The sequence below is a fragment of the Streptomyces sp. NPDC002870 genome (assembly GCF_042888505.1).
GTDB lineage: Bacteria > Actinomycetota > Actinomycetes > Streptomycetales > Streptomycetaceae > Streptomyces.
This window is the reverse complement of sequence record NZ_JBIAPW010000011.1, coordinates 177129-202137: the sequence shown is the minus strand read 5'-3', so window position 1 is coordinate 202137 and position 25009 is coordinate 177129. Positions and strand designations below refer to the sequence as shown.

The window sequence follows — 25009 nt, the reverse complement described above, 5'->3', positions numbered from 1 at the left end:
GCCGGAGTCCTGCTGTCGACGTCCCACCCATGTGCCCGCTATGGACACCAGCTCCGCCATGAACACCGCTGTCACCCAGGGGGAATGATGGATCGAGAGACGAACCACGGGTCGGTCACGCACACCGGAACCGACGTCCTGATCATCGGCGCCGGGCCGACCGGCCTCATGCTCGGCTGCGAACTGCGGCGGCGGGGCGTCGACTGTCTCGTCGTCGACCGGGAGAGCCGGATCGACCGCCGCACCCGCGCGGTGATGGTGCACGCGGCCGGCCTCGAACAGTTCGAAGCGCTGGGCCTGCGAGCGGAGCTGGAGGCGCGGGGCGTCCCTCAGCAGCGGATCTCGTTCCATACGTACCGCGGCGTCACACACACCATCGACTTCGCCGGACTGGACACCGCCTACCCGTACTACCTCAATGTGCCCCAGCCCGAGGTCGAGGCGGTACTGGCCGCCGCGTACCGGGACATGGGCGGCACGCTGATCCGCTCTCTGCGCTACGAGCGGCACACGCAGGAGGCCGGCAGCGTCCGGGCCGAGCTGACCGGTGAGGCGGGCCCCCACTTCGTCACCGCGCGCCATCTGGTGGGCGCCGACGGCGCCGGGTCGACCGTGCGCGAGCGGCTCGGCATCGAATTTCCCGGCGTCACCTACCCCATGAGCTACCTCCTTGCCGAGGGCACGCCCGCCGTCCAGGTCGACCGCGGCGAGTCCGCCATGTACATCGGCCCGGCGGGGGCGGTCTCCCTCCTCCCGCTCCCCGACGGCCTGGTCCGCATAGCGGGCCCCGTCTCCGCCGCACAGCTCGACCGCGATACGACCGTCGAAGTGACTGAGTTCCAGTCGACGGTGGACCGTCTCGGATTCGGCAGCAGGCTACGGCTGGCCGAGGCGCGCCGCGTCGCCCACTACCAGGTGCACGAGCGGCTCGCCGACCGCTTCCGTACGGGCGGGGCAGTACTCGCCGGGGACGCCGCCCACCTCAACTCTCCGGCCGGCGGCCAGGCCATGAACACCGGCTTCGGCGACGCAGCCGCGCTGGCCTGGCGGCTCGGCCACCCCCTCGACGGAGCGGACCCCGGTCGGGGCGGCCCCGGTCCGCTCGACGACTACGCACGCGAGCGGCGGGCCTTCGCCGCGGATGTCGCCCGCACCACCGGAGTGCTCGGGCTCCTCGACGCCATGCGCGACGCGGTGACCCCCGCCGCTCACCAGGCCGTTCAGGACGCGCTCTCAGGACTCGCCGAGGCCTGGAGCCAGTTGTACGTCACCTACCCGGCCGCCGACTCCGACGGCGGCGGTCCCCAGGAGCGGCCGCACCGCGACGCCTACCGGCTGCGGCCGGGCGCCCGGGTCCCCGGCCACACCCCGGATCCCCGCCGCTTCACTCTGCTCCTGCCGCCCGGCGGCGACCCCTCGGCCGCCGCCTGGGCAACCGGCATCCCGGCAGACACGCTCAGCGCCGGACAGACGCCCCGCCAGGCCGCGCTGCTGCCGGTCCCCGCCGCCGTACTCGTACGCCCCGACGGTCATGTCGCGGCCGTGCTCCCCGAGTCACCCGGCGGCCGTCCGTCAGCCGGAGAACACGCGGAGCGCACAGAGCACGCGCACCACCATGACGTCATCAAGGGAGTCGCCGTATGACCACGCCCGTTCTCACGATCACCGGCACCGGCAGCTACCTCCCCGAGACCCGGGTGGACGTCGCCGACGCCGCCGAGCGGTACGAGGGGGAGGCCGAACGCATCCTCTCCACCGGATACCGCACCGTCTGCGCCGAGGACACCCTCTACCCGGCGGACATGGCTCTCATCGCGGCCCAGCGCGCACTGTCCGCGGCGGGTACCAAACCCGAAGACCTCCAGCTGCTGCTCGTGACCGCCATCCACCGGCACGGCCACAAGCGGCTCTGGTCACCCGCCTCCTGGCTGCAGTCCCAACTCGGCGCTCCCCAGGCGCTGCCCCTCACCGTCAACCAGGGGTGCAACGCCCAGATGCTGGCACTCGACGTGGCGAGCCGGTTTCTGGCGGGAGGCAGCGGCGGGAGCGCGCTCGTCGTCGCGGCCGACCAGTTCGCCTCCTCGGGCTTCGACCGCTTCACCGCCGACTTCGGCATCGTCTACGGCGACGCGGCCGCGGCAGCGGTCCTGACGTCCGGGGCGTCCGGACCGGGATGGCGGGTGCTGCGCACTCGTACGGTCTCCGATCCCGGCCTCGAAGGACTCCACCGCGCCGACGCGCCGGCCCCAGAGAACCCCGAACTCCTCGACGCGGAGCACGACGTGCGCAGCGCCAAGCGGCGGTTCTTGACCGAGAACGGCGCGGACCGGCTGCAGCACTCCACCCGGGCGGCCGTCAACGAGATCCGCCGCGCCCTGCTGCCGGACGGCGACGACCCCCGGCTGCGCCGGGTCGTCTACCCCAACCTGGGGCTCCGCCTGCTCGAGGAGAACTACTTTCCGGAGTTCCCGGGCGGCGAGGCGAAGTCGCTGTGGCACTTCGGGCGGACCGTCGGACACCTCGGCAGCGGCGACCAGATCGCCGGTCTCGACCACCTCGCCGACGAGGAGTTCGCCGCCGGCGACCGGGTCCTGCTGCTCGGCGCCGGGGCCGGATTCACCTGGACAGGGACTCTCCTCGAACACGACTGAGCATCCGGACATGACCTATCGAACCTATCGAACACGACCGAACTCCCATATCACCGCAGGCGGTCCACCGCACAGGGCCGACCCACCTCGCAAAGGCAGGCTCTGATCATGACGACTACGACTCTCTCGCTGGACGACCACACCCCAGAAGACGCCGAGCTGACCTACACCCGGACCGTCGACCGCGCACTGGTGCACCGGGACTCGCTGGGCGAGGTCTTCCTCACCGACCTGCGGCCGCTCAGTGACACGTGCTACGCGGCGGCAGCCCAACTCCCGCGCTCCCACGCCTATTACGGTGACCATCTGCTGCGCCCCAGCGCCTACGACCCGGTGCTGCTCCTGGAAGCCTGCAGGCAGTCCTGCCTGGCCGGCGCCCATGAGTTCTACGGGGTCCCGGCCGGCCACAAGTTCATCCTCACCCATCTGCGCATCCAGCTGACGCGCCTGGAACGCATAGCCGTGGGGACGGCCCCCTGTGCGCTGTCGATGCGGGTGACGGTCGTCGCCCACCGTCGGCGAGAGGGCCGTACCACCGGACTGGACTACGAGATCGGCCTGTTCGTCGGGCGGATCGAGATCGGCACCGCCTCCGTCGGCCTGCGGTTCAAGTCACCCGAGGACTATGTGGAGTTGCGGCTGAAGAACCGCGGCGGGATGCCGCTGCCGTCGTCGGGTACGCACGAGGACACCAACCCGGCCAGGGCCGTCGACCCGTACCTCGTCGGCCGGACCAACCCTCGTAACGTGGTGCTCGCCGACGCCGTGGCCGAGGACGACACCGCGACGGCGGTGCTGCGGATACCGGGTGACCACCCGAGCATGTTCGACCACCCGCAGGACCACCTCCCCGGCATGGTGATCGCGGAGGCCGCCCGGCAGATCGCGCTGCTGACCGCGCTGGAGGCCCGCGGTATGTCCCCCTCCAAGACCCTCCCCACCGCCCTGTCCGTGGTCTTCAGTCAGTTCGGTGAGCTGGAGAAGACGACCGTGATCACCTCCCAGGTGGGCGAGGAGCGCCAAGCCCCGGCCGACGACGAGCACGTGTACTACACGCAGGGCGGCACGCTGGAGCTGGACCCCGCCGCGTCCGCGTCCGCCGGCCGGCTGCCGGTGCGGGTCGTGGCCGCCCAGGACGGCGAGACGCTGTGCGTCTTCTCCCTCACCCTGAGCCGCGTCGGGTTCCGGTCATGACGTACCTGAATCCGCCTGTACGGGAGACCTCGGCCGCGTTCTTCGACGTGGACGAGACGCTGATCAAGGTCAAGAGCATGTTCAGCTTCCTGGAGTTCTATCTGCGCAAGCGGGGCGAGCCCGAGGCCACGTACGGGCGGCTGGCCGCCGAACTGCGCCACTCGGCCGGGCTGGGAGTCCCCCGCAAGGACATCAACCGTCACTACTACCGTTTCTACGCGGGTCACAGCGCACAGCAGCTGGCCCGGGCCGGCCGTGAGTGGTTCACCGCCGAGCGGGAGAAGGGGAGTCTGTTCATCCCGGAAACGGGGGCTCGACTCCAACGCCACCTGCAGCAGGGTGAGTTCGTGGTCCTGCTGTCCGGTTCCTTCTTCGCCTGCCTGGAGCCGGTCGTCGAACATCTCGGCGCCCATTGGGCCATCGGCACCCGGCCGGTGATCCGCCGGGGCAGGCTCACCGGCGAGGTGCTGACCCCCATGATCGGTTCGGCCAAGGGGCGCGCCGCGCGAGCCACCGCGGCCGTCCGGGGGTTCGACCTCGCGCAGTGCAGCGCGTACGGGGACCATGCGAGCGATCTCGACCTGCTCGCCTCGGTGGGCCGGCCGGTCGTCGTGGGGGACGACCCCGTCCTCGCGGACCACGCGGTCCGTGCGGGCTGGCAGCGGATCGTCCCCGGCCACACCCTCGCCCCGGCCATGGCCCCGGCAGAAGGCATCGCGGTCCGATGACCGCCCGACACCAGGAGGCGACATGTACGGCCCGATCGGGATTGTGAGCACCGGGTCCTACCTCCCCGCCACAGTCGTGGGGAACGAGGAGATCGCCCGGGGCGCCGGGGTGAGCGACGAATGGATCGTCCGCAAGACCGGAATCCGTGAGCGACGGCGAGCCGCCCCGGGGGAAGCCACCTCGGATCTGGCGGCCGAGGCGGCCCGGCGGGCGCTGGACCAGGCCGGGCTGCGGCCGGCGGACCTGTCGTACATCGTGGTCGCCACCTCGACTCCGGACCAGCCGCAGCCCGCGACGGCCGGAATCGTCCAGAACCTGCTCGGCGCGCGGAACGCGGCGGGCTTCGACATCAACTCGGTGTGCAGCGGCTTCATTTACGCACTCACCGTCACCGAACGGCTGCTCCAGGCAGACGACCGGGCGACATACGGTCTGGTCGTGGGAGCCGACATCTACTCCCGCATCCTCGACTACTCCGACCGCAGAACCGCCGCCCTCTTCGGCGACGGCGCGGGCGCCGCGGTCATCGGGCCGGTCGACCAGGGGCAGGGGGTCATCAGGACCAGCCTGCTCACCCGGGGCGACCAGCACCACCTCATCGGCGTGACGGCGGGCGGCAGCCGGCTCCCCGCCTCCCCGGCGACCCTCGCCGAGGGCGGCCACTACTTCCGGATGGAGGGGCGAGGGGTGCGTGGCTTCGTACAGGAGCAACTGCCCACGGCCGTACGGGATTTGCTCACCACCGCAGGGGTCACCGGCGACGCCGTCGACCACTTCGTCCCGCATCAGGCCAACGGGGTCATGCTCGCGGAGGTCTGGCCCGACCTGGGGCTCGGATCGGCCGCGCTGCATCTGACGCTGGAGCGGTACGGCAACACCGGCGCCGCCTCCGTCGCCGTCACCCTCGACGAGGCGCACCGGCAGGGCCGGCTGGCCGTCGGCGACCGCGTCCTGCTGGCTGCCTTCGGCGGCGGCATGTCCGTGGGGGCGTCCCTGGTCGACTGGGCCCCCACCCGGCACGCACGGCACGGGACGGAGCAGTCCCTGGCCGGACTCGTCCCCGCCCCCAGGGGCTCCGTGTGAGGGGCCGCCCGGTCCGGCGCCCCCGGGTGCGGGACCGGGCGGCGCCGCCAGAAGGGAGAAGTCACTGTGTACGAGAGAGCACCCCACTTGCCGGACGAGGAGGAGAGGTCGGCCGTCATCGCCGCACTCCTGGGGGCCACGCTCCACTGGATGGGCGCCGCTGATCAGGATCAGGCCGCCCCGCTCGCCGAGTTGAGCCAGCCCGCCGCTTCGGCGACGGCTGCCGCCACTTCCTCGAAGCGCGCGGTCACGGGAGGCAACTCGCCCTCCGGAAAGACGATCTGAGTCACCAGATCGTCCACAGGCCCGGCCACCGGCGCCCAGCGCAGCCAGTCGGCCAGGCCGTCCGCCATCCCCTCACCCACCAGACCCACCATCTGCCCGTCGCGCAGCACCCGCTGCGTGGGGTCGAACGCGACCGACCGCTCGATCAGCCGAGGCGTCGCACCGGCCCGGCGGAACATCTCGACCACCTGGTCGTAGTGCGCGGGATTCGCCTCCCGCGCATGCACCACCACCGGGAACTTCGCGACGGCGGCGAGCTCCACACCCTCGGGCGCGTCGGCCGTCAGTGGATGCCCGGCCGCGACGAGAACGCCCTGCCGCTCCCGGCGCACCGGGCGCAGCCGCACCCCCGCGACCGGCTCTGGCGTACGCGCGACGCCCGCGTCCGCCCGTCCGTCGAGCACCGCGCGCGCGATGTCGGGCGTACGCACCGGCTCGGCGCTCACGTGTACGTCGGGGTGGCGGGCGCGCATGGCCTCCACGAGCTGCGGGACCGTGCCGTAGCCGGTGCTCGTGCTGTAGGCGAGCCGCAGCCGGCCCAGCTCACCGCGGCCCGCTCGCCGCGCGGCGTCCCAGACCTCGTCGAGCGCCGCGAGGGCGGCGGCTCCACGCTCCTGGACCGCCCGTCCGGCGTCGGTCAGCCGCACACTGCGCGTCGTGCGCTCCAGCAGCCGCACGCCGAGCTGGGCCTCCAACTGACGGATCTGCGCGCTCAGGGCGGGCTGAGCGATGTGCAGCCGCTCGGCTGCCCGCGTGAAATTGGACTCCTCGGCGACGGCCAGGAAATAGCGGAGCAATCTCGCTTCAGGTGTCATCGCCACCAGGATAGGCATGCGGAGAACACCGGAATCGGGCTCGGCAATGGGCAATGGGCAATCGGCATGAGGCCCGGCATTGGACCGGCATCGGGACCGGGACCGGTATCGGGACCGGACCGGCATCGGGACCGGACCGGCATCGGGATTCAGAAGCGTCGCCTATGAGTCGAGAGCACACCGGTCTTTCCCTCCGGCACTCCCGCGCTCCTAGCGTGAACGTCATGAATCCAGCTGTTGTCCCCGCTGATCCCGAGACCATGCGCGCCTACGTCGGCACGCCCGAAGGCCCGGACCTGAGGCAGGTACCGGCGCCCAGCCCCGAGCCCGGTGAGGCACTGGTGCGGGTCGGGGCCTTCTCCGTCAACCGCGGGGAGCTGGGCCTGTTCGCCCGGCGTGCGGAGGGGTGGCGTCCGGGCCAGGACCTGGCGGGAACCGTGGTACGCGCCGCGGCCGACGGCAGTGGTCCGGCGGCCGGGATCCGCGTCGCGGCGATGGTCGACTTCGGCGGTTGGGCCGAGTACGTGGCGGTCCCCACGGACCGGATCGCGCCCCTGCCGGACACGGTGAAGGTGCCGCAGGCGGCGACCCTGGGCGTGGCCGGGCTGACGGCTCTGCGCGCGCTGCGCCGCGGCGGGGCGCTGCTGGGGCAGCGGGTGCTGATCACCGGCGCGAGCGGCGGCGTGGGATCGTTCGCGGTCCAGCTCGCGGCGGCCGCGGGCGCCGAGGTGACGGCGCTGACCGGCAGTCACAGGTCGCTGGACGTGGCGGCGCTCGGGGCCCGCACGGTCATCGATGAACTCGAGAGCCTGGAAGGGGAGTTCGACTTCATCTTCGAGTCCGTCGGCGGCGAGGTGCTGACGACCGTGCTCAAACTGCTCGCCCCGCTGGGGCACATCGTGCTGCTGGGCACGTCGTCGCGGCTGCCGGCCGCTCTGACGATCTCCTCCTTCGTCCCGCATGTCCGTCAGACGCTCCACCCCTTCTGGGTGTTCGGCTCCGGAGAGCCGGTCGGGCAGGATCTCTCCGTACTGCTGCGGCTGATGGCCGCCGGGCAGATGGATCCGGTCGTGGGCTGGACGGGCTCATGGGAGCGCCTCCCGGAAGCGATGGCTGCCCTCCGGGAGCGCCGCGTGGCAGGCAAGGCCGCGCTCACCGTCGACGGAGGTGCGTGAGCGTGGCCCGGATCGTGGTCGCGGCATCGGGTTATCGCGGGTCCACCGGTCTGCTGGTGGCCGGCGCGGCCCGGGAGCGGGGCCACAGCGTCGTCGAACTCACCGATCTCGGGGACGATTCGGCCGTCGGCCGGGCACTCGACGGCGCCGACGCGATCGTCCTCATCCCCCGGCGCGGCAACGCCTGGCTCCATACGCACCGGGCCGTACGCAGCCTGATCGCCGCGGCCGCGCCCGCCGGCGCAGCGCCGCATCTGGTGCTCCTCAGCTCTTTCGCCGTCGGCCACGGTCCGGCCCACCCCCTCAACCGGATCGACGACGCGCTGCTGCCGGGCCGGGAAGCCGCGGAGGAGGAGCTGCGCGCCGGTGGCCTGCCCTACACGATCGTGCGGCCCACCTGGTTCACCGATGATCCCCCCGGTTCACACGCGCTGACCTTCACCCAGCACCCCAGGCCCGACGGCATGGTGGCCCGTGCCGACATCGCCGCCACGCTCGTGGCCGCCGTCGAGATCCCTGCGGCCCGTTCCACCACCTTCGCCCTCTACAACGAGCCCGGGGAGCCCGCCGCCGACTGGGCCGCGGCCTTCGCCCGCCTCCGCCCGGACACGGACGACCAGCCGGGCCCCGACCCAGAGGACCTTTCATGACATCGCTCCCCGAAGCCCAGCACGCCTGGGAGTCGACGTTCCGTACGGATCCCGAGGGCCGGCCACTGGCGCCGCTGTTCCACCGGCTGCTGATGCTCGACGTCGTGGGTACGCCGACGCCGGACGACGCCGACCGGCTGGAGGGTGCGCTGCGGACTCTCGAGGAGGAGCTCCCGTACGGCCCGGACGGGCTGCTCACCGCTCTGGCCTGGGGGCCCGGCTGGTTCGAGCGGCACACCCCGCTGCGCCGCTCCCCGGTCGGGCGGCCGCTGCCGATGGCCCGTTGGGAGAATCCCGTCCTCGAAGAGATCGACGCCTGTCTTCATCTCGCGAGCGACGACGAGGAGTTGCTGGCCGACGTCAGCGGCCGGCTCTTCGCAGCGGGCCCCCTCGACCAGCGCACCCGGCTGCGGCTGCGCGAGGTACGGACCGGATTCGTTGGCCGTGGCCTGCCGGCCCGGCGGCTGCCCGGCGCGAGCCTGCCCAAGAGCGCTCCGCTGATGCTCGGCTTCCACTCGGGCCTGCGCGGCAACCAGGCCGACGAGGACAGCATCACCATCCCAGAAGGGCCGCTCGCCGGTGGGACGACGATGCACGTGAGCTATCTGACGCTCGACCTCGACAGCTGGTACGAGCAGGACGCGGACGCCCGCAGCGCCCACATGTTCTCCCCTGGCATCAGCGCCGAAGCCGCCGAGAAGCTGGTGGACGACGCACGGAGCGACGCGGACGACCTGCCGGCCACGGCCGCGTCCCACGGGCTCGTCGGCCACGCCCAGGCAGCCGGACGGGCCCGCCTGAACGGCCGCGCCCGCATCAACCGCAGAGACTTCGCCACCCTCGACCACGGCTCACCCGGCACACACTTCGTTTCCCTCCAGCGCACGATGGAGGACTTCCACGCGACCCGCGCGATGATGAACGCGGCGGACGCACCGTCCCACCATCCCGCGGTCGGAGTCCGGCGCGGCAACGGCATCAACGGCTTCATCGAGGTCCGCAGCCGCGCGACGTTCGCGATCCCGCCGCGTGCCGCGAGGGCATTCCCCCATCTCTCGGCACCGGCCCCCGCCACGCCCTGACGTCCCGGCAGGGATCGGCGGCCCCGCACACGGTGGTCCGGCCGTACGCGTAGGCGCCGTCAGTCCAGCCAGTGCCGGCGGCCGAGGCTGATCAGACGCAACTGACGGCGCGCCACCGAACCGACCTGCTCCTCGCCCTCCGGGCCGGCCTCCAGGAACGTGCAGGCCGTCATGACCATGTGGTCCACGTACACACCCGCGAGCATCTGCAGATCCGCCTCGCTCCACCCCGCCGCCTCCGGCTCCCCGGCGAACGCCGCCGCCACCTCGTCGGCGAACCGCCGCAGTTGTGCGCCTATGGCCTCCCGTACTGGCTGTACACCGCCGTGCCGTTCGCGGGCGATGAAGCGGACATGCGCGGGGGAGGTACGCACCAACTCGGCGATCAGCGCGACCGTCCGGTCGATGCGCACGTCGTCACCGCTCTCGGCGAGCGCCTCGCCGATCGTGGCGTGCAGGCTGCCGAGTGTCTCCTCGACGAGCGCCACGCCGAGGTCCGCCGTGTCCCGGAAGTGCCGGTAGAACGCGGTCGGCGCCACACCCACCGCCCGGGTCACTTCACGCAGGCCGAGGCTGCTCAGACTCTGCTCCTCGAGCAGCTGCAGCGCGGCGTCCAGGAGGGCCTGACGGGTCTTCTGCTTCTGGGCCTGACGGATCCCTGCGGTGTGACTGTGACTCATGCCATTCAGTAAACAACCGTTCTCCCAAGAAGGGAAGAGTAGACTCATTAGTCAGTGAACAGCTGTACTCACAAGTGTTCACCGAAAATTGACCGCAGATTCCGAAATCTGAGAGGAAGACGATGATCGGCCTCGTCGCAGCGCTCCTTCTGTTGGGGATCATGCTGGGCGCCGTGGTCCAACTCCCCTTCTCCGTATCCCTCGTGGCCTGCACCGTCATCGGCGTATGGCTGCTCGTCTTCGCCGTGCGCGAGCGCCGCGCCCGCCGACACTGACCCGGAGAACCTCCATGCAACTCACTGCCATCGCTCGAAACGCACCCACCGAGAGCGGCGCCGGGAGCCCGGACACCCGGGCCGAGGCCCCGCGGGACGCCGACGGCATGGCCGTCGCCGCCTTCGTGCTCGGCCTCGTCGGCCTGCTCGTGATGAACATCCTGCTCGGCCCGATCGCCGTCGGGCTCGCCAGCGTCGCCCTCTGGCGCGGCACCGCTCGTCGCGGCCGCGCCCTCCTCGGACTCGCCCTCGGCGTCGCCGACCTGGTCGTCCTCGCCGTGCTCGTCACCGCGAACGGAACCGTCGTCTGGGGCTTCGGCAGCTGACGCCCGCAGCAAGGGGAGCGGCCCCCGCACGGCCGTACCCCCCTGCGCCGCGTCCGCGCCCCCGCCGCGCCTCGTAGAATCGTGGTCACCATGGCATACCTCGACCACGCTGCGACCACTCCCATGCTGCCGGAGGCCGTCGAGGCGATGACCGCGCAGCTCACCGTCACCGGCAACGCCTCCGCGCTGCACGCCGCCGGGCGCCGGGCCCGCCGCGCCGTCGAGGAGGCCCGCGAGACCCTCGCAGAGGCGCTCGGCGCGCGGCCCAGCGAGGTGGTCTTCACCTCCGGCGGCACCGAGGCCGACAATCTCGCGGTGAAGGGCCTGTACTGGCAGCGGCGCGACGCCGACCCGGCCAGGAACCGGGTGCTGGCCAGCCCCGTGGAGCACCACGCCGTCCTCGACGCCGTCGACTGGCTCGGTGAGCACGAGGGCGCGAACGTCGAGTATCTGCCGGTGGACGCGTACGGGCGGGTGCACCCCGAAGCCCTGCGCGAAGCCATCGAGCGCAACCCCGACGATGTCGCGCTCGCCACCGTGATGTGGGCCAACAACGAGATCGGCACCGTCATGCCGGTCAGGGAACTCTCTGCCGTGGCAGGGGAGTTCGACGTCCCGCTGCATGCTGACGCGGTCCAGGCCTTCGGACAGCTCGACGTCGACTTCGCCGCGTCGGGCCTCGCCGCCATGACCGTCTCCGGACACAAGATCGGCGGACCGTACGGCATCGGCGCGCTGCTGCTCGGCCGGGAGTACACCCCCGTCCCCGTACTGCACGGCGGCGGCCAGGAGCGCCATGTCCGCTCCGGCACCCTCGACGCCCCCGCGATCGCCGCCTTCGCCGCGGCCGGCCGCATCGCCGCCGAGCGCCGCGAGGACTTCGCCCACGACATCGGCGCACTGCGCGACCGACTCGTCCAGGCCGTGCGCGTCGCAGTCCCGGACGCGATCCTCGGCGGCGACCCGGACGACCGCCTCCCCGCCAACGCGCACTTCGCCTTCCCCGGCTGCGAAGGCGACTCCCTGCTCCTCCTCCTCGACGCTCAGGGCATCGAATGCTCCACGGGCTCCGCCTGCACGGCCGGCGTCGCCCAGCCCAGCCATGTCCTGCTCGCCGCCGGCATTGACCCGGACCTGGCCCGCGGCACCCTGCGCTTCAGCCTCGGCCACACCTCCACCAAGGCGGATGTCGAGGCGGTCGCCGAGGCCATCGGCCCCGCGGTGGAACGGGCCCGTACGGCAGGGCTCAGCTAGCCCGCCCGGCCGCCTCGGACGCCGCGGCCCCGGACTTTGCCGCCTCGCGCGCCGTCGGCAGCGCCTTGCGTACGAGCGCGAGATAGCGGTTCCAGTCCCAGTGCGGCCCGGGGTCGGTGTGGTCCGTTCCCGGCACCTCCACATGCCCGATGATGTGCTCGCGGTCGGCGGGTATGCCGTACCGCACGCAGATCCCGGCCGTCAGCTGCGCCGAACCCCGGTACATCGCGTCCGTGAAACCGGCCGGCCGGTCCACGTAACCCTCGTGCTCTATGCCGATGCTGCGTTCGTTGTACGAGCGGTTCCCCGCGTGGAACGCCACGTCCAGCTCGCGGATCATCTGCGCCACATGCCCGTCCTTGCGTACGACATAGTGCGTCGCGGCGCCGTGCCCCGGGTTCTTGAAGACCCTCAGGGCCGTCGGATAGCTGCCCTGGACGACATGGATGATCACGCGGTCGATGCGGTAGTCGTCGGGCCGGTCCGCCAGCCGCCAGTTCGCCCGTGCCGCCGCCGTCCACTCCGCGCCCAGATGGTCGAGCTCACCCTCCTTGCGCGGCTTCGCCATTCCCGGCAGCTTCCACCAGACACGCCGCAGCTCGTCCTGTGCCAGCGCACCGACGCCCAGCACCACGGCCCCTCCGCCGATCAGCAAGGCCCGTCGGCTGACGCCCCGCCCCTTGCCCCGCTTGCTGCCGGGCTTCGATTCGCTCCCCATGCGATGCCCAACGCATACTCGCGGGCTTTCGGTTCCCGGAGCCCCTTACTCTGGTAGAGCTATGACTCCTCAGACTCCCCAGCGCCCCCTCCGAGTACTCGCCGCGATGTCCGGCGGCGTGGACTCCGCCGTCGCCGCGGCCCGCGCCGCCGAGGCCGGGCACGATGTCACCGGTGTGCACCTGGCCCTGTCCGCGAACCCGCAGTCCTTCCGTACGGGCGCGCGCGGCTGTTGCACCATCGAGGACTCGCGCGACGCCCGCCGCGCCGCGGACGTCATCGGCATCCCCTTCTACGTATGGGATCTCGCCGAGCGCTTCCGCGAGGACGTGGTCGAGGACTTCATCGCGGAGTACGAGGCCGGCCGCACCCCCAACCCCTGTCTGCGCTGCAACGAGAAGATCAAGTTCGCGGCGCTGCTGGACAAGGCGCTGGCCCTCGGCTTCGACGCTGTGTGCACGGGCCACTACGCGACGGTCGTCATGGGCGCGGACGGCAACCGCGAGCTGCACCGCGCCAGCGACATGGCCAAGGACCAGTCCTACGTCCTCGGAGTGCTCGACGAGCGCCAGCTCGCGCACGCCATGTTCCCGCTCGGCGACACCCTCACCACCAAGGACGAGATCCGCGCGGAGGCCGAGCGCAGGGGACTCGCGGTCGCCAAGAAGCCCGACAGCCACGACATCTGCTTCATCGCCGACGGCGACACCCAGGGCTTCCTCGCCTCGCGCCTGGGCGCGGCGGAGGGCGACATCGTCGACGAGTCGGGGTCGAAGCTGGGCACGCACGACGGTGCCTTCGGCTTCACCATCGGCCAGCGCAAGGGCCTGCGCATCGGCCACCCCGCCCCCGATGGCAAGCCGCGCTACGTCCTGGACATCTCACCGGTGAACAACACGGTGACGGTCGGCCCGGTCGAGGCACTGGACGTCACGGCCCTGACCGCGATCAAGCCCCGCTGGTGCGGGACGGCTCCGGCGGGCCCGGGGACGTACACCGCGCAGCTGCGCGCCCACGGCGGCGAGACGCCGGTGACCGCCGAGCTGGTCGGCGACGAGCTCCAGGTCTCCTTCGCCGAGCCGGTGCGGGGAGTGGCCCCTGGCCAGGCGATCGTGCTGTACGACGGCACGCGTGTGGTCGGCTCGGCGACGATCGCGACGACGCAGCGGACGGCAGCGTCCGTCGCCTGAACCCGAGCGGGGGGCTGGGCGGAACCCGACCCCGAGAGCTAAGCGGGGAAGAACTCCCTCAGCACCCGGGGCCGCGCTGACCGGCATACGGCGCAGAACTCATCGCCCGGCCGCGGGATTCGTTGGATCCTCAGGTCAGTCCTGGACGACCTCGGTGTCGTAGAAGCACAAATACCCCTTGATCCGGGCTACTTCGTCCTTGGGCTCCGGGTACGCCCACACCAGATCGGCTGCGTCCGGCAGCGACCAGTAGTCGGCGTCACCCTTGAACGGGCAGTGGGTGTGGGTGTCCGAGCGGGTGAGCAGATCGGTGCGTACGTCCTCCGGGGGGAGGTAATAGCGGACCGGCAGGCCCGTCTCGTGCAACAGCAGAGGCCGCCGGCTCTCGGCGAGGAGCTGCCCGTCGTGCACGACCCGTACATGGTCCGTGCCCTGCTCGATGGTGATCGTGTGTCCAGCCATACCCTTCACAGCACCCTCCGGGCCGTACTTCTTCCCCCTGCCGCGACCTCAGCGATATCAAGGGAAATCAGCGGCTCCGCCGCGGGCGCAGGCGCGCGGTAGTGCGAGCATGTTCCGTATGGCTACACATCTGATCACCGGAGCAGGCTCAGGCATCGGCGCGGCCGTCGCGCGCCGGCTGCACGAGCGCGGCGACGAGCTCATCCTGCTGGCCCGCGACGCCGGGCGCGCCAAGGAGCTCGCCGCAGAGTACGAGGGCGCCCGCACGCTCGTCGCCGACCTGGCCGACCCGGACCGGATCTCCAGGTCGCTCGGCATGCAGCCGATGCCGGACCGACTGGACTCCCTGCTGCACATCGCGGGCATCGTCGACCTCGGCCCGATCGTCGAGCTCAGGCCCAAGACCTGGCACCAGCAGCTCAACGCCAATCTGATCTCGCCCGCCGAGCTGACCAGGCTGTTCCTGCCGCAACTCCGGGCAGCCCAGGGGCATGTGCTGTTCGTCAACTCGGGCGCGGGCCTTCATGCCCATGCCCAGTGGGGCGCTTACGCCGCCTCCAAGCACGGGCTGAAGGCGCTCGCCGACTCACTGCGCTACGAGGAGCACGGCAACGGCGTACGCGTGACATCGGTCTACCCGGGCCGCACGGCCAGCCCCATGCAGGTCAAGGTGCACTCCCAGGAGGGCAAGGAGTACGACCCCTCCCGCTGGATCGCCCCGGAGTCGGTCGCGACGACGATCCTGACGGCGCTGGATCTGCCGCGCGACGCGGAGATCAACGACCTGACGGTGCGGCCGGGGCGATGAACGCATTCCCATGGGGTCCGGCCACCGGCGTCGGGTCCATGCCCGGCGGTGACGCGCGCGAGGCCGCGAAGGCCGTCGTCGGGTCCTTCGAGGACTTCCCGTATCTGCCCGAGCTGCCCGCCCGCGGGCCGGGCGCCGACATGATCGGGCGGACCATCGGGCTGCTCGTCGAGATGTACGCGCATGTCGAGCCCAGCGGCTGGCGGATCAGCGACCGGCCCGGACGCGAAACCCGCCGCGCCCACTCCTGGCTCGGCGAGGACCTCGACGCGCTCGAGGAGTTCACCCAGGGCTACGACGGCCCGCTGAAGGTGCAGGCCGTGGGGCCGTGGACGCTCGCCGCCGCGCTGGAACTGCGGGGCGGCGAGGCCGCGCTGGGTGATCCCGGCGCCGTCCGGGACCTCGCGGACTCGCTCACGGAAGGGCTGCGGGCGCATCTGGCGGAGGTGCGCCGCCGGGTGCCCGGCGCCCGCGTGGTGCTGCAGCTCGACGAGCCGTCGCTCACCGCCGTACTGCGTGGACAGATCAGGACCGCCAGCGGGTATCGCACCTACCGGGCGGTGGACCGCCAGATCGTCGAGAGCACACTGCGGGATGTGATCGGGGTGAGCGACGATCCCGTCACCGTCCACTCCTGCGCGCCGGACGTGCCGTTCGCGCTGCTGCGCCGGGCCGGGGTCGCGGGCGTCTCGTTCGATTTCGGTCTGCTCACCGAGCGTGATGAGGAGCAGATCGGTGAGGCGGTCGAGGGCGGCACGCAGCTGTTCGCGGGCGTCGTGCCGTCCACGGACGCCCCATTGTCAGACCCTGCCGGTAGCGTCATGGGTGTCAGGACGCTGTGGCGCAGGCTGGGGCTGAATCCGGGGACTCTCACCGAGTCCGTGGTGATCACCCCGTCGTGCGGTCTCGCGGGTGCGTCACCCGCGTACGCACGGGCGGCGCTCGCCCACTGCGTCCGGGCCGCGAGATCGCTCGCGGACAACCCTGAGTAACGGGTTGAAGTAACGGGCTGAAGTAACGGGAGGACGAGACGGTGGCTGTCGAACAGCAAGGGCAGGTGCCCGCCGAGGCACGGGAGAAGCACGCCCGGCTGGCCGAGCAGGTCGAGGAGCACCGCTTCCGGTACTACGTGAAGGACCAGCCGGTCATCAGCGACGGCGAGTTCGACAAGCTGTTGCGCTCGCTGGAGGCGCTGGAGGAGGAGTATCCCGAGCTGCGTACGCCCGACTCGCCGACCCAGAAGGTCGCCGGTCAGTACGAGACGGAGTTCAGCGCGGTCGAGCACCGCGAGCGGATGCTCTCCCTCGACAACGCCTTCGACGACGAGGAGCTGGCCGCCTGGTCCGAGCGTGTCGCGCGCGAGGTCAACACCTCCGACTATCACCTACTGTGCGAGCTGAAGGTCGACGGCCTCGCCGTCAGCCTCACCTACGAGAAGGGCCGGCTGACACGGGCCGCGACCCGCGGCGACGGCCGAGTCGGCGAGGACATCACCCCCAATGTCCGGACCATCGCGGACATCCCGGACAGGCTTCAGGGTGGCCGCATCCCGGATCTCGTCGAGATCCGCGGTGAGGTCTACTTCCCGATGGAGAAGTTCGAGGAGCTCAACGCCCGCCTGGTCGAGGCTGGTGACAAGCCCTTCGCCAACCCGCGCAACGCGGCGGCGGGTTCGCTGCGCCAGAAGGACCCGAAGGTCACGGCGACCCGGCCGCTGCGCATGGTGGTGCACGGCATCGGCGCCCGCCAGGGCTTCGACATCGACCGCCTGTCGCAGGCGTACGGCCTGCTGCGCGAATGGGGCCTGCCCACCGCCCAGCACAACAAGGTGGTCGACTCCCTCGAAGGCGTCAGGGAGTTCATCGCGTACTTCGGCGAGCACCGGCACTCCGTGGAGCACGAGATCGACGGCGTGGTCGTCAAGCTCGACGAGATCCGGCTCCAGGGGCGGCTCGGCTCCACCTCGCGGGCGCCGCGCTGGGCGATCGCCTGGAAGTACGCGCCGGAGGAGGTCAACACCAAGCTGGTCAACATCAGGGTGGGCGTCGGACGCACCGGCCGCGTCACACCGTACGCCCAGGTCGAGCCGGTCACGGTCGCCGGCTCCGAGGTCGAGTTCGCCACGCTGCACAACCAGGACGTGGTCAAGGCCAAGGGCGTGCTCATCGGCGACACGGTGGTGCTGCGCAAGGCGGGCGACGTCATCCCGGAGATCCTCGGTCCGGTCGCGGATCTGCGGGACGGCAGCGAGCGGGAGTTCGTGATGCCGGCCGAGTGCCCCGAGTGCGGCACGGCGCTGCGTCCCATGAAGGAGGGCGACGTCGACCTGCGCTGCCCCAACGCCCGCTCCTGTCCCGCCCAGTTGCGCGAACGTCTCTTCTACCTCGCCGGACGCAAGTCACTGGACATCGAGAACTTCGGCTACGTGGCCGCGGCCGCGCTCACCAAGCCGCTGGAGCCGCCCACACCGCCGCTGACCGACGAGGGCGACCTCTTCAACCTCACCATCGAGCAGCTGCTGCCCATCAGGGCGTACGTCCTGGACCAGGACAGCGGACTGCCCAAGCGCGACCCGAAGACCGGCGAGGAGAAGGTCGCCACGGTCTTCGCCAACCAGCTCGGCGAGCCGAGGAAGAACGCCCTGGCGATGCTGGAGAACATCGCGGCGGCCAAGGAGCGCCCGCTGGCCCGGATCATCACGGGTCTGTCCATCCGTCATGTCGGCCCGGTGGCGGCCGAGGCGCTGGCCAGGGAGTTCCGGTCGATCGAGCGGATCGAGCAGGCCACAGAGGAGGAGCTGGCGGCCGTCGAAGGCGTCGGGCCGACCATCGCCGCCTCGCTCAAGCAGTGGTTCGAGGAGGACTGGCACCGCGAGATCCTGCGCAAGTGGCGGGCGGCGGGCGTCCGTATGGAAGAAGAGGGCGGGGGCGAGGACGAGGGGCCGCGGCCGCTGGAAGGACTCACCGTCGTCGTCACCGGCACCCTGCAGAATTACACCCGGGATGGCGCAAAAGAAGCCCTCCAGGGCCTCGGCGCGAAAGTGGCCGGTTCTGTTTCGAAGAAAACGGCCTTCGTGGTGGTCGGCGACAACCCCGGTTCCAAGTACGACAAGGCGATGCAGCTGAAGGTTCCGGTCCTGGACGAGGAGGGCTTCGCCGTATTGCTCGATCAGGGCCCTGACGCGGCCCGTGAGGCCGCTGTGCCTGCAGAGGCGTAACGGAGGGGGCGTGCGCGGGGCTTGGAGGGGGCTCGTACGGGAGCCCGGAGGGGGCGCACGGGCGGGAATCAGACGCCGGGATCCGGGTCCGAACGACCGGTACAGGTCACCCGTTCAGCGCATACCAGACGGATAAGGGTGGCCAGGTCGCATTCGGGCAAGAGCTGTAGAGCGCTGCCCGTCCGAGCCTCCTGCGGCCTACTGTTGAGATGTGCGCCTGTCGTGCACGGCTGCGTGGTGGGATTTCAGTCGTGGTGGCATGACAACGGGAGCCATCGCGAGGCATCGGCACCGCCGGCTGTGAGAGGGACGGGAATGAAACCGACCGAGAGCGCCGCCCCGGTCTCACGGCCGCGTGGATTCGCGGCCCTTGCGGGCACGACGCCGGGGCTGCCCGCCACCGTCGTCTTTTGCGCCGGCGCCCTGCTCGCCACCGGCATCGTCAGAGCGGTGGAGGAGGGCCAAGCCCTCTTCCCCAACTCCACGGTGGGCTGGTCGCTTGCCGTCCTCACCGGGATCATCGTGGGCCATCTGGTCGCGCTCGGCCGCGACCGCTGGTGGGGCGGTACCGGATCGGGTGCCGCCCTCACCCTCGCCGTGCTGCTGCTCTTCGGCTGGGTGCCGGCCGGACTCGTCAGCCTCGCCGTCGTCGCCCTGGTCGGCGCGGCCCGCAGGCACCGCTGGCGCCAGGGTCTGCTGCACGGCTCCGTGGACATCCTCGGCATCGCCGCGGCGGCGCTCGTCCTCGCTGTGTTCGGGGTGGAGCCGAGCGTCGAGCGGCCCTGGTCGCCACTCGACTGGAGTATCGCGGCCGCCCCAGAAGTGACGCTCGCGGCCACCGCCTATCTCGCGGTCACCCGGCTGCTGCTGTGGTATGTGCTGGCCCCCCAGGGCGGCGGCCTGCCCACCGCGGCGCGTACGGCCCTGCTGAGGCAGGGTCTTGTCGCCGTCGCGCTGCTCGGCATCGCCCCGCTGATCTGCGTCGTCGCGGTCGCGCTGCCACTGCTGCTGCCGTTGTTCGCCGTACCGCTGATCGCTCTGGACTCCACGCTCTGGATCGCCCGGGCAAGGGCCGAGGAGCAGCTTCGCGATCCGCTGACCGGGCTGCCCAACCGGCAGTGGCTGCTGGAGCGGACCTGGGCCGCCCTGGAGGACGCCGAGGGCAACGGAGCACGTTCCGCTCTCGTACTGATCGATCTCGACCGGTTCCGTTCCGTCAATGACACGCTCGGCCATCTCGCGGGCGACCGGCTGCTCCTGCAGATAGCCGATCGGCTGCGGCTCGCTCTGCCGCGCGGTGCCGAGGCGGCCAGGCTCGGCGGCGACGAGTTCGCCGTACTGCTCCCCACAGCCGACTCCACCACCAGCGCCCAGCGCGTCGCCCGCAATCTGGTGGCCGAGCTGTCGTCGCCGCTCGACCTGGACGGGCTCACCCTCGTCCTGGAGGCGAGCGCAGGCGTGGCCGTCTTCCCCGAGCACGCGCACGACGCGGAGGGCCTGCTGCGGCGCGCGGACGTGGCGATGTACCAGGCGAAGCGGGACCGCACGGGCGTGGAGGTGTACGAGTCCAAGCGGGACAGCAACACCCCCGACCGGCTCGGCCTGCTGGGCGATCTGCGCCGGGCGCTGGACGCAGGCGACGTAGAGCTCCACTACCAGCCCAAGGTCCGCTTCGACGGCCATGTCGCGGGCCTGGAAGCCCTGGTCCGCTGGGTCCACCCGGAGCGCGGCCGGGTCTCCCCGGACGAGTTCATCGCCATCGCCGAGTCCTCGGGCCTGATGCCGTATCTGACGGAGTACGTACTCGACACGGCCCTCGCCCAGGTCGCGAAGTGGCGCGCGCAAGGGCTGAACGTACCGGTCGCCGTCAATGTCTCGCCGCGCGATGTGCACACGCCCGGCTTCGCCGGATCCGTCGCCGCGCGCCTCGCCCGGCACGGCGTCCCGCCGGGTGCCCTTCAGCTGGAGATAACGGAACACGTCCTCCTGGAGGACCCGCAGCGCGCCGCCGACACCCTCGCCGGGCTCACCGAGCACGGCGTCAAGATGTCCCTGGACGACTTCGGCACCGGCTACTCCTCCCTCGTACATCTGCGCCGCCTCCCCGTCAGCGAGCTCAAGATCGACCGCTCGTTCGTCGCCCGGCTCGCCGTCGACAACGAGGACGCGGAGATCGTCCGCTGCACCGTCGACCTGGCCCACTCGCTGGGCCTGCTGGTGGTCGCCGAGGGCGTCGAGGACGACGAGACCTGGGAGCGGCTGCGCGACCTGGGCTGCGACGCCGTACAGGGCTGGCTGGTCGCGGCCGCGATGCCGCCGCAGGAGACCACCGCGTGGCTGCGGGCCAGGGGCGAGCGTGGCTGGCACCGCCCGGCCGAGCTGCCCGCGGCAACCCCCGCGGCGACCCCGACGGACGCGGACGAGCCGTCGGGCCAGGTCGTCCCCTAGGCGTCAGCGGCACGTGACTCGTCCCCTGGGCGTCAGCGGCACGTGAGTCGTCCCCTGGGCGTCAGCGGCACGTGATGGGGCCGGGGAGCGCCCGGAGCGGCCGGAATTCCGTCCCGTCCGTGCGTTTGGCGACAGGGGCGATCCGGGGCCTGGGCGGAGCCCCCGCAAGGACTTCGGGCCGCCGCCGTGCCCCCGGCCGCATAACCGTTTAGTCGTCGTCGGCCCGCGCCCCATAGGATTGGGCCAAACCACACTCACTCACCCCTGAGGATCGCTGCATGCCTGGCATTACGCGCGAGGAGGTCGCCCACCTCGCCCGGCTGGCGCGTCTGGAGCTGAAGGCCGAAGAGCTCGACCACTTCGCCGGACAGCTCCACGACATCATCGGCGCGGTCGCCCGCGTCTCCGAGGTCGCCGGCCAAGACGTACCCCCGACCTCCCACCCGCTGCCGCTGACCAATGTCATGCGCGCGGACGAGGTCCGTCCGTCGCTCACCCCCGAGCAGGCGCTCTCCGGCGCCCCGGCCCAGGAGCAGCAGCGTTTCAAGGTGCCGCAGATCCTGGGGGAGGACTAATCACCATGACGGACATCATCAAGCTCACCGCCGCCGAGATCGCCGCGAAGATCACCGCCGGCGAGCTCACGGCCGTCGAGGTCACCCAGGCTCACCTGGCCCGGATCGACGCCGTCGACGAGAAGGTGCACGCCTTTCTGCACATCGACCGTGAGGGCGCGCTCGCGCAGGCCCGCGCGGTGGACGCGAAGCGCGAGGCGGGCGAGACGCTCGGCCCGCTGGCCGGCGTTCCGCTCGCGCTGAAGGACATCTTCACCACCGAGGGCATCCCGACCACGGTCGGCTCGAAGATCCTCGAGGGCTGGATCCCGCCGTACGACGCGACGGTGACCAAGAGGCTCAAGGCCGCCGACGTCGTCATCCTCGGCAAGACCAACATGGACGAGTTCGCCATGGGGTCCTCGACCGAGAACAGCGCGTACGGGCCGACGGGCAACCCGTGGGACCTGACCCGTATCCCCGGCGGCTCCGGCGGTGGCTCCTCCGCCGCCCTCGCCTCGTACGAAGCCCCGCTCGCCATCGGCACGGACACCGGCGGCTCCATCCGCCAGCCCGCCGCCGTCACCGGCACGGTCGGCGTCAAGCCGACCTACGGCGGCGTCTCCCGCTACGGCATGGTGGCGTTCTCGTCCTCCCTCGACCAGGGCGGTCCCTGCGCCCGCACGGTCCTGGACGCGGCGCTGCTGCACGAGGTCATCGCCGGTCACGACCCGTTCGACTCGACGTCCATCGACGCCCCGGTCCCGCCGGTCGTCGAGGCCGCGCGCAACGGCTCGGTCGCCGGAATGCGCGTCGGTGTCGTCAAGCAGTTCTCGGGCGAGGGCTACCAGGCCGGTGTCGTCCAGCGCTTCAACGAGTCGGTGGAGCTGCTGGAGTCGCTCGGCGCGACGATCGTCGAGCTGGACTGCCCGTCCTTCGACCTCGCGCTTTCCGCGTACTACCTGATCGCGCCGTCCGAGTGCTCGTCCAACCTGGCCCGCTTCGACGCCATGCGCTACGGCCTGCGGGTCGGCGACGACGGTACGAAGTCCGCAGAGGACGTCACCGCGCTGACCCGCGAGGCCGGCTTCGGCGACGAGGTCAAGCGCCGCATCATGCTCGGTACGTACGCGCTCAGCTCCGGCTACTACGACGCGTACTACGGCTCCGCGCAGAAGGTCCGTACGCTCATCACCCGGGACTTCGAGAAGGCCTTCGAGCAGGTCGACGTGATCGTCTCGCCGACCACGCCCACCACCGCCTTCCCGATCGGCGAGCGCGTCGACGACCCGATGGCGATGTACCTCGCGGACCTGTGCACCATCCCGGCCAACCTGGCCGGCAACGCCGCCATGTCGCTGCCCTGCGGCCTCGCGCCGGAGGACGGACTGCCGGTCGGTCTGCAGATCATCGCCCCCGCCATGAAGGACGACCGGCTGTACAAGGTCGGAGCCGCCGTCGAGGCCGCCTTCGTGGAAAAGTGGGGCCACCCGTTGCTCGAGGAGGCACCGTCGCTGTGAGCACACTTGCCAAGGCCAAGGGCTTCAAGAAGTCCAAGACCGGTACGTATCTGTCCATCGGCACCACCGCGTTCGGCGCGCTGAGTGTGATCAAGCAGGCCAAGAAGGCCCGCACCGAGCACGACACGCTCCGGCTGATCGATGCCGCCGTATCCGCTGCCGCCATCGTCACCGGCCTGGCCCTGCTCTACCGCGAGCTGAAGCGCCTGGGCGACGACGACGTCCTGCTGGGCTGAGAGGGAAAGTTTCACCGTGACCGTCACTGAACTGGTGTCGTACGAGGACGCTCTCGCGGCGTACGACCCCGTCATGGGCCTCGAAGTCCATGTCGAGCTCGGCACCAACACCAAGATGTTCTGCGGCTGTTCGACCGAGCTGGGCGCCGCGCCCAACTCGCAGACCTGCCCCATCTGTCTCGGCATGCCCGGCTCGCTCCCCGTCGTCAACGCGATCGGCGTCGAGTCGGCCGTCAAGATCGGCCTCGCGCTCAACTGCGAGATCGCCGAGTGGTGCCGCTTCGCCCGGAAGAACTACTTCTATCCGGACATGCCGAAGAACTTCCAGACCTCGCAGTACGACGAGCCGATCGCCTTCAACGGCTATCTGGACGTCCAGCTGGAGGACGGCGAGGTCTTCCGCGTGGAGATCGAGCGCGCCCACATGGAGGAGGACACCGGCAAGTCGACGCACGTCGGCGGCGCCACCGGCCGTATCCATGGCGCGTCCCACTCGCTGCTGGACTACAACCGCGCCGGCATCCCGCTGATCGAGATCGTCACCAAGCCGATCGAGGGCGCGGGCGAGCGTGCGCCGGAGGTCGCCAAGGCGTACGTCGCGGAGCTGCGCGAGCTCATCAAGGCGCTCGGCGTCTCCGAGGCGCGCATGGAGCAGGGCCAGATGCGGTGCGACGTCAACCTGTCGCTGCGCCCGCACGGCGTCGAGAAGTTCGGCACCCGCTCCGAGACGAAGAACGTCAACTCGCTGCGCAGCGTCGAGCGTGCGGCCCGGTTCGAGATTCAGCGGCACGCCGCGGTGCTCTCGTCCGGCGGCACGATCATTCAGGAGACCCGCCACTTCCACGAGGAGGACGGCTCCACGACGTCCGGCCGGGTCAAGGAAGAGGCCGAGGACTACCGGTACTTCCCGGAGCCCGACCTGGTGCCGATCGCGCCGACGCGCGAGTGGGTCGAGGAGCTGCGGGCGACTCTGCCCGAGCTGCCGCGGCTCCGCCGCAACCGGCTTCGCGAGGAGTGGGGCGTCTCCGAGCACGACATGCAGTCGATCCTCAACGCGGGGGCGGTCGAGCTGATCGCCGCCACGATCGAGGCGGGCGCGGATACGGCTTCCGCGCGCAAGTGGTGGATGGGTGAGCTGGCCCGTCGCTCCAACGAGGACGGCGTCGAGCTCGCCTCGCTCCCGATCACGCCTGCCCAGGTGGCCAGGGTGGCCGAGCTGGTCGCTGCCGGCGACCTCAACGACAAGCTGGCCCGCCAGGTCATCGAGGGCGTGCTCGCGGGCGAGGGCGCCCCGGACACCGTCGTCGAGAAGCGCGGCCTGAAGGTCGTCTCGGACGAGGGCGCGCTCGGCGCGGCCGTCGATGAGGCGATCGCGGGCAACGCGGCCATCGCCGACAAGATCCGCGGCGGCAAGGTCGCGGCGGTCGGCGCGCTGGTGGGGGCGGTCATGAAGACCACCCGCGGCCAGGCGGACGCGGCGCGCGTGAAGGAACTGATCCTGCAGAAGCTCGGCGTCGAGGCCTGACGACGGGCGTTGGCAGGGGAGTGGGGGGGGGGGGGGGCCGGGCGCCCCGCCCCCCCCCCCCCCCCCCCCCCCGCGGCCGCCGCCCCCCCCCCCCCCCCCCCCCCCGGGCCCGCCCCCCCCCCCCCCCCCGGCG

Annotated in this window: 24 protein-coding genes; 20 read left to right on the top strand and 4 right to left on the bottom strand. The window is 71.3% G+C overall.

The genetic code is table 11. The features are described 5' to 3' along the window. Positions 1 to 84 precede the first annotated feature (84 nt). The 5 genes from ACFYWY_RS16800 (at position 85) to ACFYWY_RS16780 (ending at position 5657) form a co-directional block, all read left to right on the top strand. A complete protein-coding gene (locus ACFYWY_RS16800) occupies positions 85 to 1644 on the top strand; it encodes an FAD-dependent monooxygenase (RefSeq protein ID WP_389186252.1) in 1560 nt (519 codons plus the stop codon). Further along, positions 1641 to 2651, top strand: a complete 1011-nt coding sequence (locus ACFYWY_RS16795; RefSeq protein WP_389186249.1) for a ketoacyl-ACP synthase III family protein — start codon at positions 1641 to 1643, stop codon at positions 2649 to 2651. The genes ACFYWY_RS16800 and ACFYWY_RS16795 overlap by 4 nt, the downstream gene beginning before the upstream one ends. A 108-nt stretch (positions 2652 to 2759) precedes the next feature. Continuing rightward, the gene (locus tag ACFYWY_RS16790; protein WP_389186246.1) at positions 2760 to 3845 is read left to right on the top strand and encodes a ScbA/BarX family gamma-butyrolactone biosynthesis protein; all 1086 of its coding nucleotides are present in this window, start codon (positions 2760 to 2762) and stop codon (positions 3843 to 3845) included. Then, a complete protein-coding gene (locus tag ACFYWY_RS16785; protein ID WP_389186243.1) occupies positions 3842 to 4573 on the top strand; it encodes an HAD family hydrolase in 732 nt (243 codons plus the stop codon). Before ACFYWY_RS16790 ends, ACFYWY_RS16785 begins: the two co-directional genes overlap by 4 nt. Before the next feature lie 22 nt (positions 4574 to 4595). Further along, positions 4596 to 5657: a 3-oxoacyl-ACP synthase III family protein gene (locus ACFYWY_RS16780; protein WP_389186240.1), complete on the top strand. Its 1062-nt coding sequence runs from the start codon at positions 4596 to 4598 to the stop codon at positions 5655 to 5657. Positions 5658 to 5827: 170 nt separating this feature from the next. Here the strand turns inward: ACFYWY_RS16780 and ACFYWY_RS16775 are convergent, their stop codons facing one another. Continuing rightward, positions 5828 to 6757, bottom strand: a complete 930-nt coding sequence (locus tag ACFYWY_RS16775; protein ID WP_389186236.1) for a LysR substrate-binding domain-containing protein — start codon at positions 6755 to 6757, stop codon at positions 5828 to 5830. Between the two features lie 224 nt (positions 6758 to 6981). Here ACFYWY_RS16775 and ACFYWY_RS16770 point away from each other — a divergent pair, with 224 nt between their 5' ends. The 3 genes from ACFYWY_RS16770 to ACFYWY_RS16760 are packed head-to-tail and all read left to right on the top strand — an operon-like array spanning position 6982 to position 9664. Beyond that, positions 6982 to 7932 (top strand): zinc-binding dehydrogenase, encoded by a 951-nt coding sequence (locus tag ACFYWY_RS16770; RefSeq protein WP_389186234.1) that lies wholly within the window; start codon positions 6982 to 6984, stop codon positions 7930 to 7932. A 2-nt stretch (positions 7933 to 7934) separates the two neighbouring features. Beyond that, a complete protein-coding gene (locus ACFYWY_RS16765; protein ID WP_389186231.1) occupies positions 7935 to 8582 on the top strand; it encodes an NAD(P)H-binding protein in 648 nt (215 codons plus the stop codon). Continuing rightward, on the top strand, positions 8579 to 9664 hold the full coding sequence (locus ACFYWY_RS16760; RefSeq protein ID WP_389186228.1) for a hypothetical protein: 1086 nt from the start codon (positions 8579 to 8581) through the stop codon (positions 9662 to 9664). The genes ACFYWY_RS16765 and ACFYWY_RS16760 overlap by 4 nt, the downstream gene beginning before the upstream one ends. A gap of 59 nt (positions 9665 to 9723) precedes the next feature. On the opposite strand, the gene ACFYWY_RS16755 is transcribed toward ACFYWY_RS16760, so the two are convergent. Continuing rightward, positions 9724 to 10344, bottom strand: a complete 621-nt coding sequence (locus ACFYWY_RS16755; protein WP_389186225.1) for a TetR family transcriptional regulator — start codon at positions 10342 to 10344, stop codon at positions 9724 to 9726. Between the two features lie 122 nt (positions 10345 to 10466). On the opposite strand from ACFYWY_RS16755, the gene ACFYWY_RS16750 reads away from it, so the two are divergent. From ACFYWY_RS16750 to ACFYWY_RS16740, 3 genes are all read left to right on the top strand, one after another. Beyond that, positions 10467 to 10619, top strand: a complete 153-nt coding sequence (locus tag ACFYWY_RS16750) for a hypothetical protein (protein WP_389186222.1) — start codon at positions 10467 to 10469, stop codon at positions 10617 to 10619. A gap of 14 nt (positions 10620 to 10633) precedes the next feature. Next, positions 10634 to 10945 (top strand): DUF4190 domain-containing protein, encoded by a 312-nt coding sequence (locus ACFYWY_RS16745; protein ID WP_389186219.1) that lies wholly within the window; start codon positions 10634 to 10636, stop codon positions 10943 to 10945. Positions 10946 to 11035: 90 nt separating this feature from the next. Next, entirely contained in the window at positions 11036 to 12199 is a 1164-nt protein-coding gene (locus ACFYWY_RS16740; RefSeq protein ID WP_389186216.1) for a cysteine desulfurase family protein, read from the top strand. Here ACFYWY_RS16740 and ACFYWY_RS16735 read toward each other — a convergent pair. Beyond that, positions 12192 to 12917: an N-acetylmuramoyl-L-alanine amidase gene (locus ACFYWY_RS16735; RefSeq protein ID WP_389186213.1), complete on the bottom strand. Its 726-nt coding sequence runs from the start codon at positions 12915 to 12917 to the stop codon at positions 12192 to 12194. The two genes, ACFYWY_RS16740 and ACFYWY_RS16735, sit on opposite strands and share 8 nt — an antisense overlap. A 61-nt stretch (positions 12918 to 12978) precedes the next feature. Between ACFYWY_RS16735 and mnmA the strand changes: the two genes are divergently transcribed. Further along, the gene (gene mnmA, locus ACFYWY_RS16730) at positions 12979 to 14106 is read left to right on the top strand and encodes a tRNA 2-thiouridine(34) synthase MnmA (protein ID WP_389186210.1); all 1128 of its coding nucleotides are present in this window, start codon (positions 12979 to 12981) and stop codon (positions 14104 to 14106) included. 135 nt (positions 14107 to 14241) lie between these two features. Here mnmA and ACFYWY_RS16725 read toward each other — a convergent pair whose 3' ends face one another. Beyond that, complete coding sequence (locus ACFYWY_RS16725; RefSeq protein WP_389186207.1) at positions 14242 to 14568, bottom strand: DUF427 domain-containing protein; 327 nt, start codon at positions 14566 to 14568, stop codon at positions 14242 to 14244. Between the two features lie 118 nt (positions 14569 to 14686). Here ACFYWY_RS16725 and ACFYWY_RS16720 point away from each other — a divergent pair, with 118 nt between their 5' ends. The 8 genes from ACFYWY_RS16720 to gatB all read left to right on the top strand — a co-directional run bounded on the left by ACFYWY_RS16720 (position 14687) and on the right by gatB (position 24876). Continuing rightward, positions 14687 to 15376, top strand: a complete 690-nt coding sequence (locus tag ACFYWY_RS16720; RefSeq protein ID WP_389186203.1) for an SDR family oxidoreductase — start codon at positions 14687 to 14689, stop codon at positions 15374 to 15376. Further along, positions 15373 to 16368: a methionine synthase gene (locus ACFYWY_RS16715; protein ID WP_389186200.1), complete on the top strand. Its 996-nt coding sequence runs from the start codon at positions 15373 to 15375 to the stop codon at positions 16366 to 16368. Before ACFYWY_RS16720 ends, ACFYWY_RS16715 begins: the two co-directional genes overlap by 4 nt. Positions 16369 to 16409: 41 nt before the next feature. Then, positions 16410 to 18593: an NAD-dependent DNA ligase LigA gene (gene ligA, locus ACFYWY_RS16710; RefSeq protein WP_389186197.1), complete on the top strand. Its 2184-nt coding sequence runs from the start codon at positions 16410 to 16412 to the stop codon at positions 18591 to 18593. A gap of 315 nt (positions 18594 to 18908) precedes the next feature. Beyond that, positions 18909 to 21041, top strand: a complete 2133-nt coding sequence (locus ACFYWY_RS16705) for a putative bifunctional diguanylate cyclase/phosphodiesterase (RefSeq protein ID WP_389186192.1) — start codon at positions 18909 to 18911, stop codon at positions 21039 to 21041. A 278-nt stretch (positions 21042 to 21319) separates the two neighbouring features. Beyond that, the gene (gene gatC, locus ACFYWY_RS16700) at positions 21320 to 21616 is read left to right on the top strand and encodes an Asp-tRNA(Asn)/Glu-tRNA(Gln) amidotransferase subunit GatC (RefSeq protein ID WP_389186189.1); all 297 of its coding nucleotides are present in this window, start codon (positions 21320 to 21322) and stop codon (positions 21614 to 21616) included. Between the two features lie 5 nt (positions 21617 to 21621). Next, complete coding sequence (gene gatA, locus ACFYWY_RS16695; RefSeq protein ID WP_389186186.1) at positions 21622 to 23115, top strand: Asp-tRNA(Asn)/Glu-tRNA(Gln) amidotransferase subunit GatA; 1494 nt, start codon at positions 21622 to 21624, stop codon at positions 23113 to 23115. Beyond that, the gene (locus ACFYWY_RS16690) at positions 23112 to 23351 is read left to right on the top strand and encodes a hypothetical protein (protein WP_389186183.1); all 240 of its coding nucleotides are present in this window, start codon (positions 23112 to 23114) and stop codon (positions 23349 to 23351) included. The genes gatA and ACFYWY_RS16690 overlap by 4 nt, the downstream gene beginning before the upstream one ends. A gap of 16 nt (positions 23352 to 23367) precedes the next feature. Further along, positions 23368 to 24876, top strand: a complete 1509-nt coding sequence (gene gatB, locus ACFYWY_RS16685) for an Asp-tRNA(Asn)/Glu-tRNA(Gln) amidotransferase subunit GatB (protein ID WP_389186180.1) — start codon at positions 23368 to 23370, stop codon at positions 24874 to 24876. Positions 24877 to 25009 lie beyond the last annotated feature (133 nt).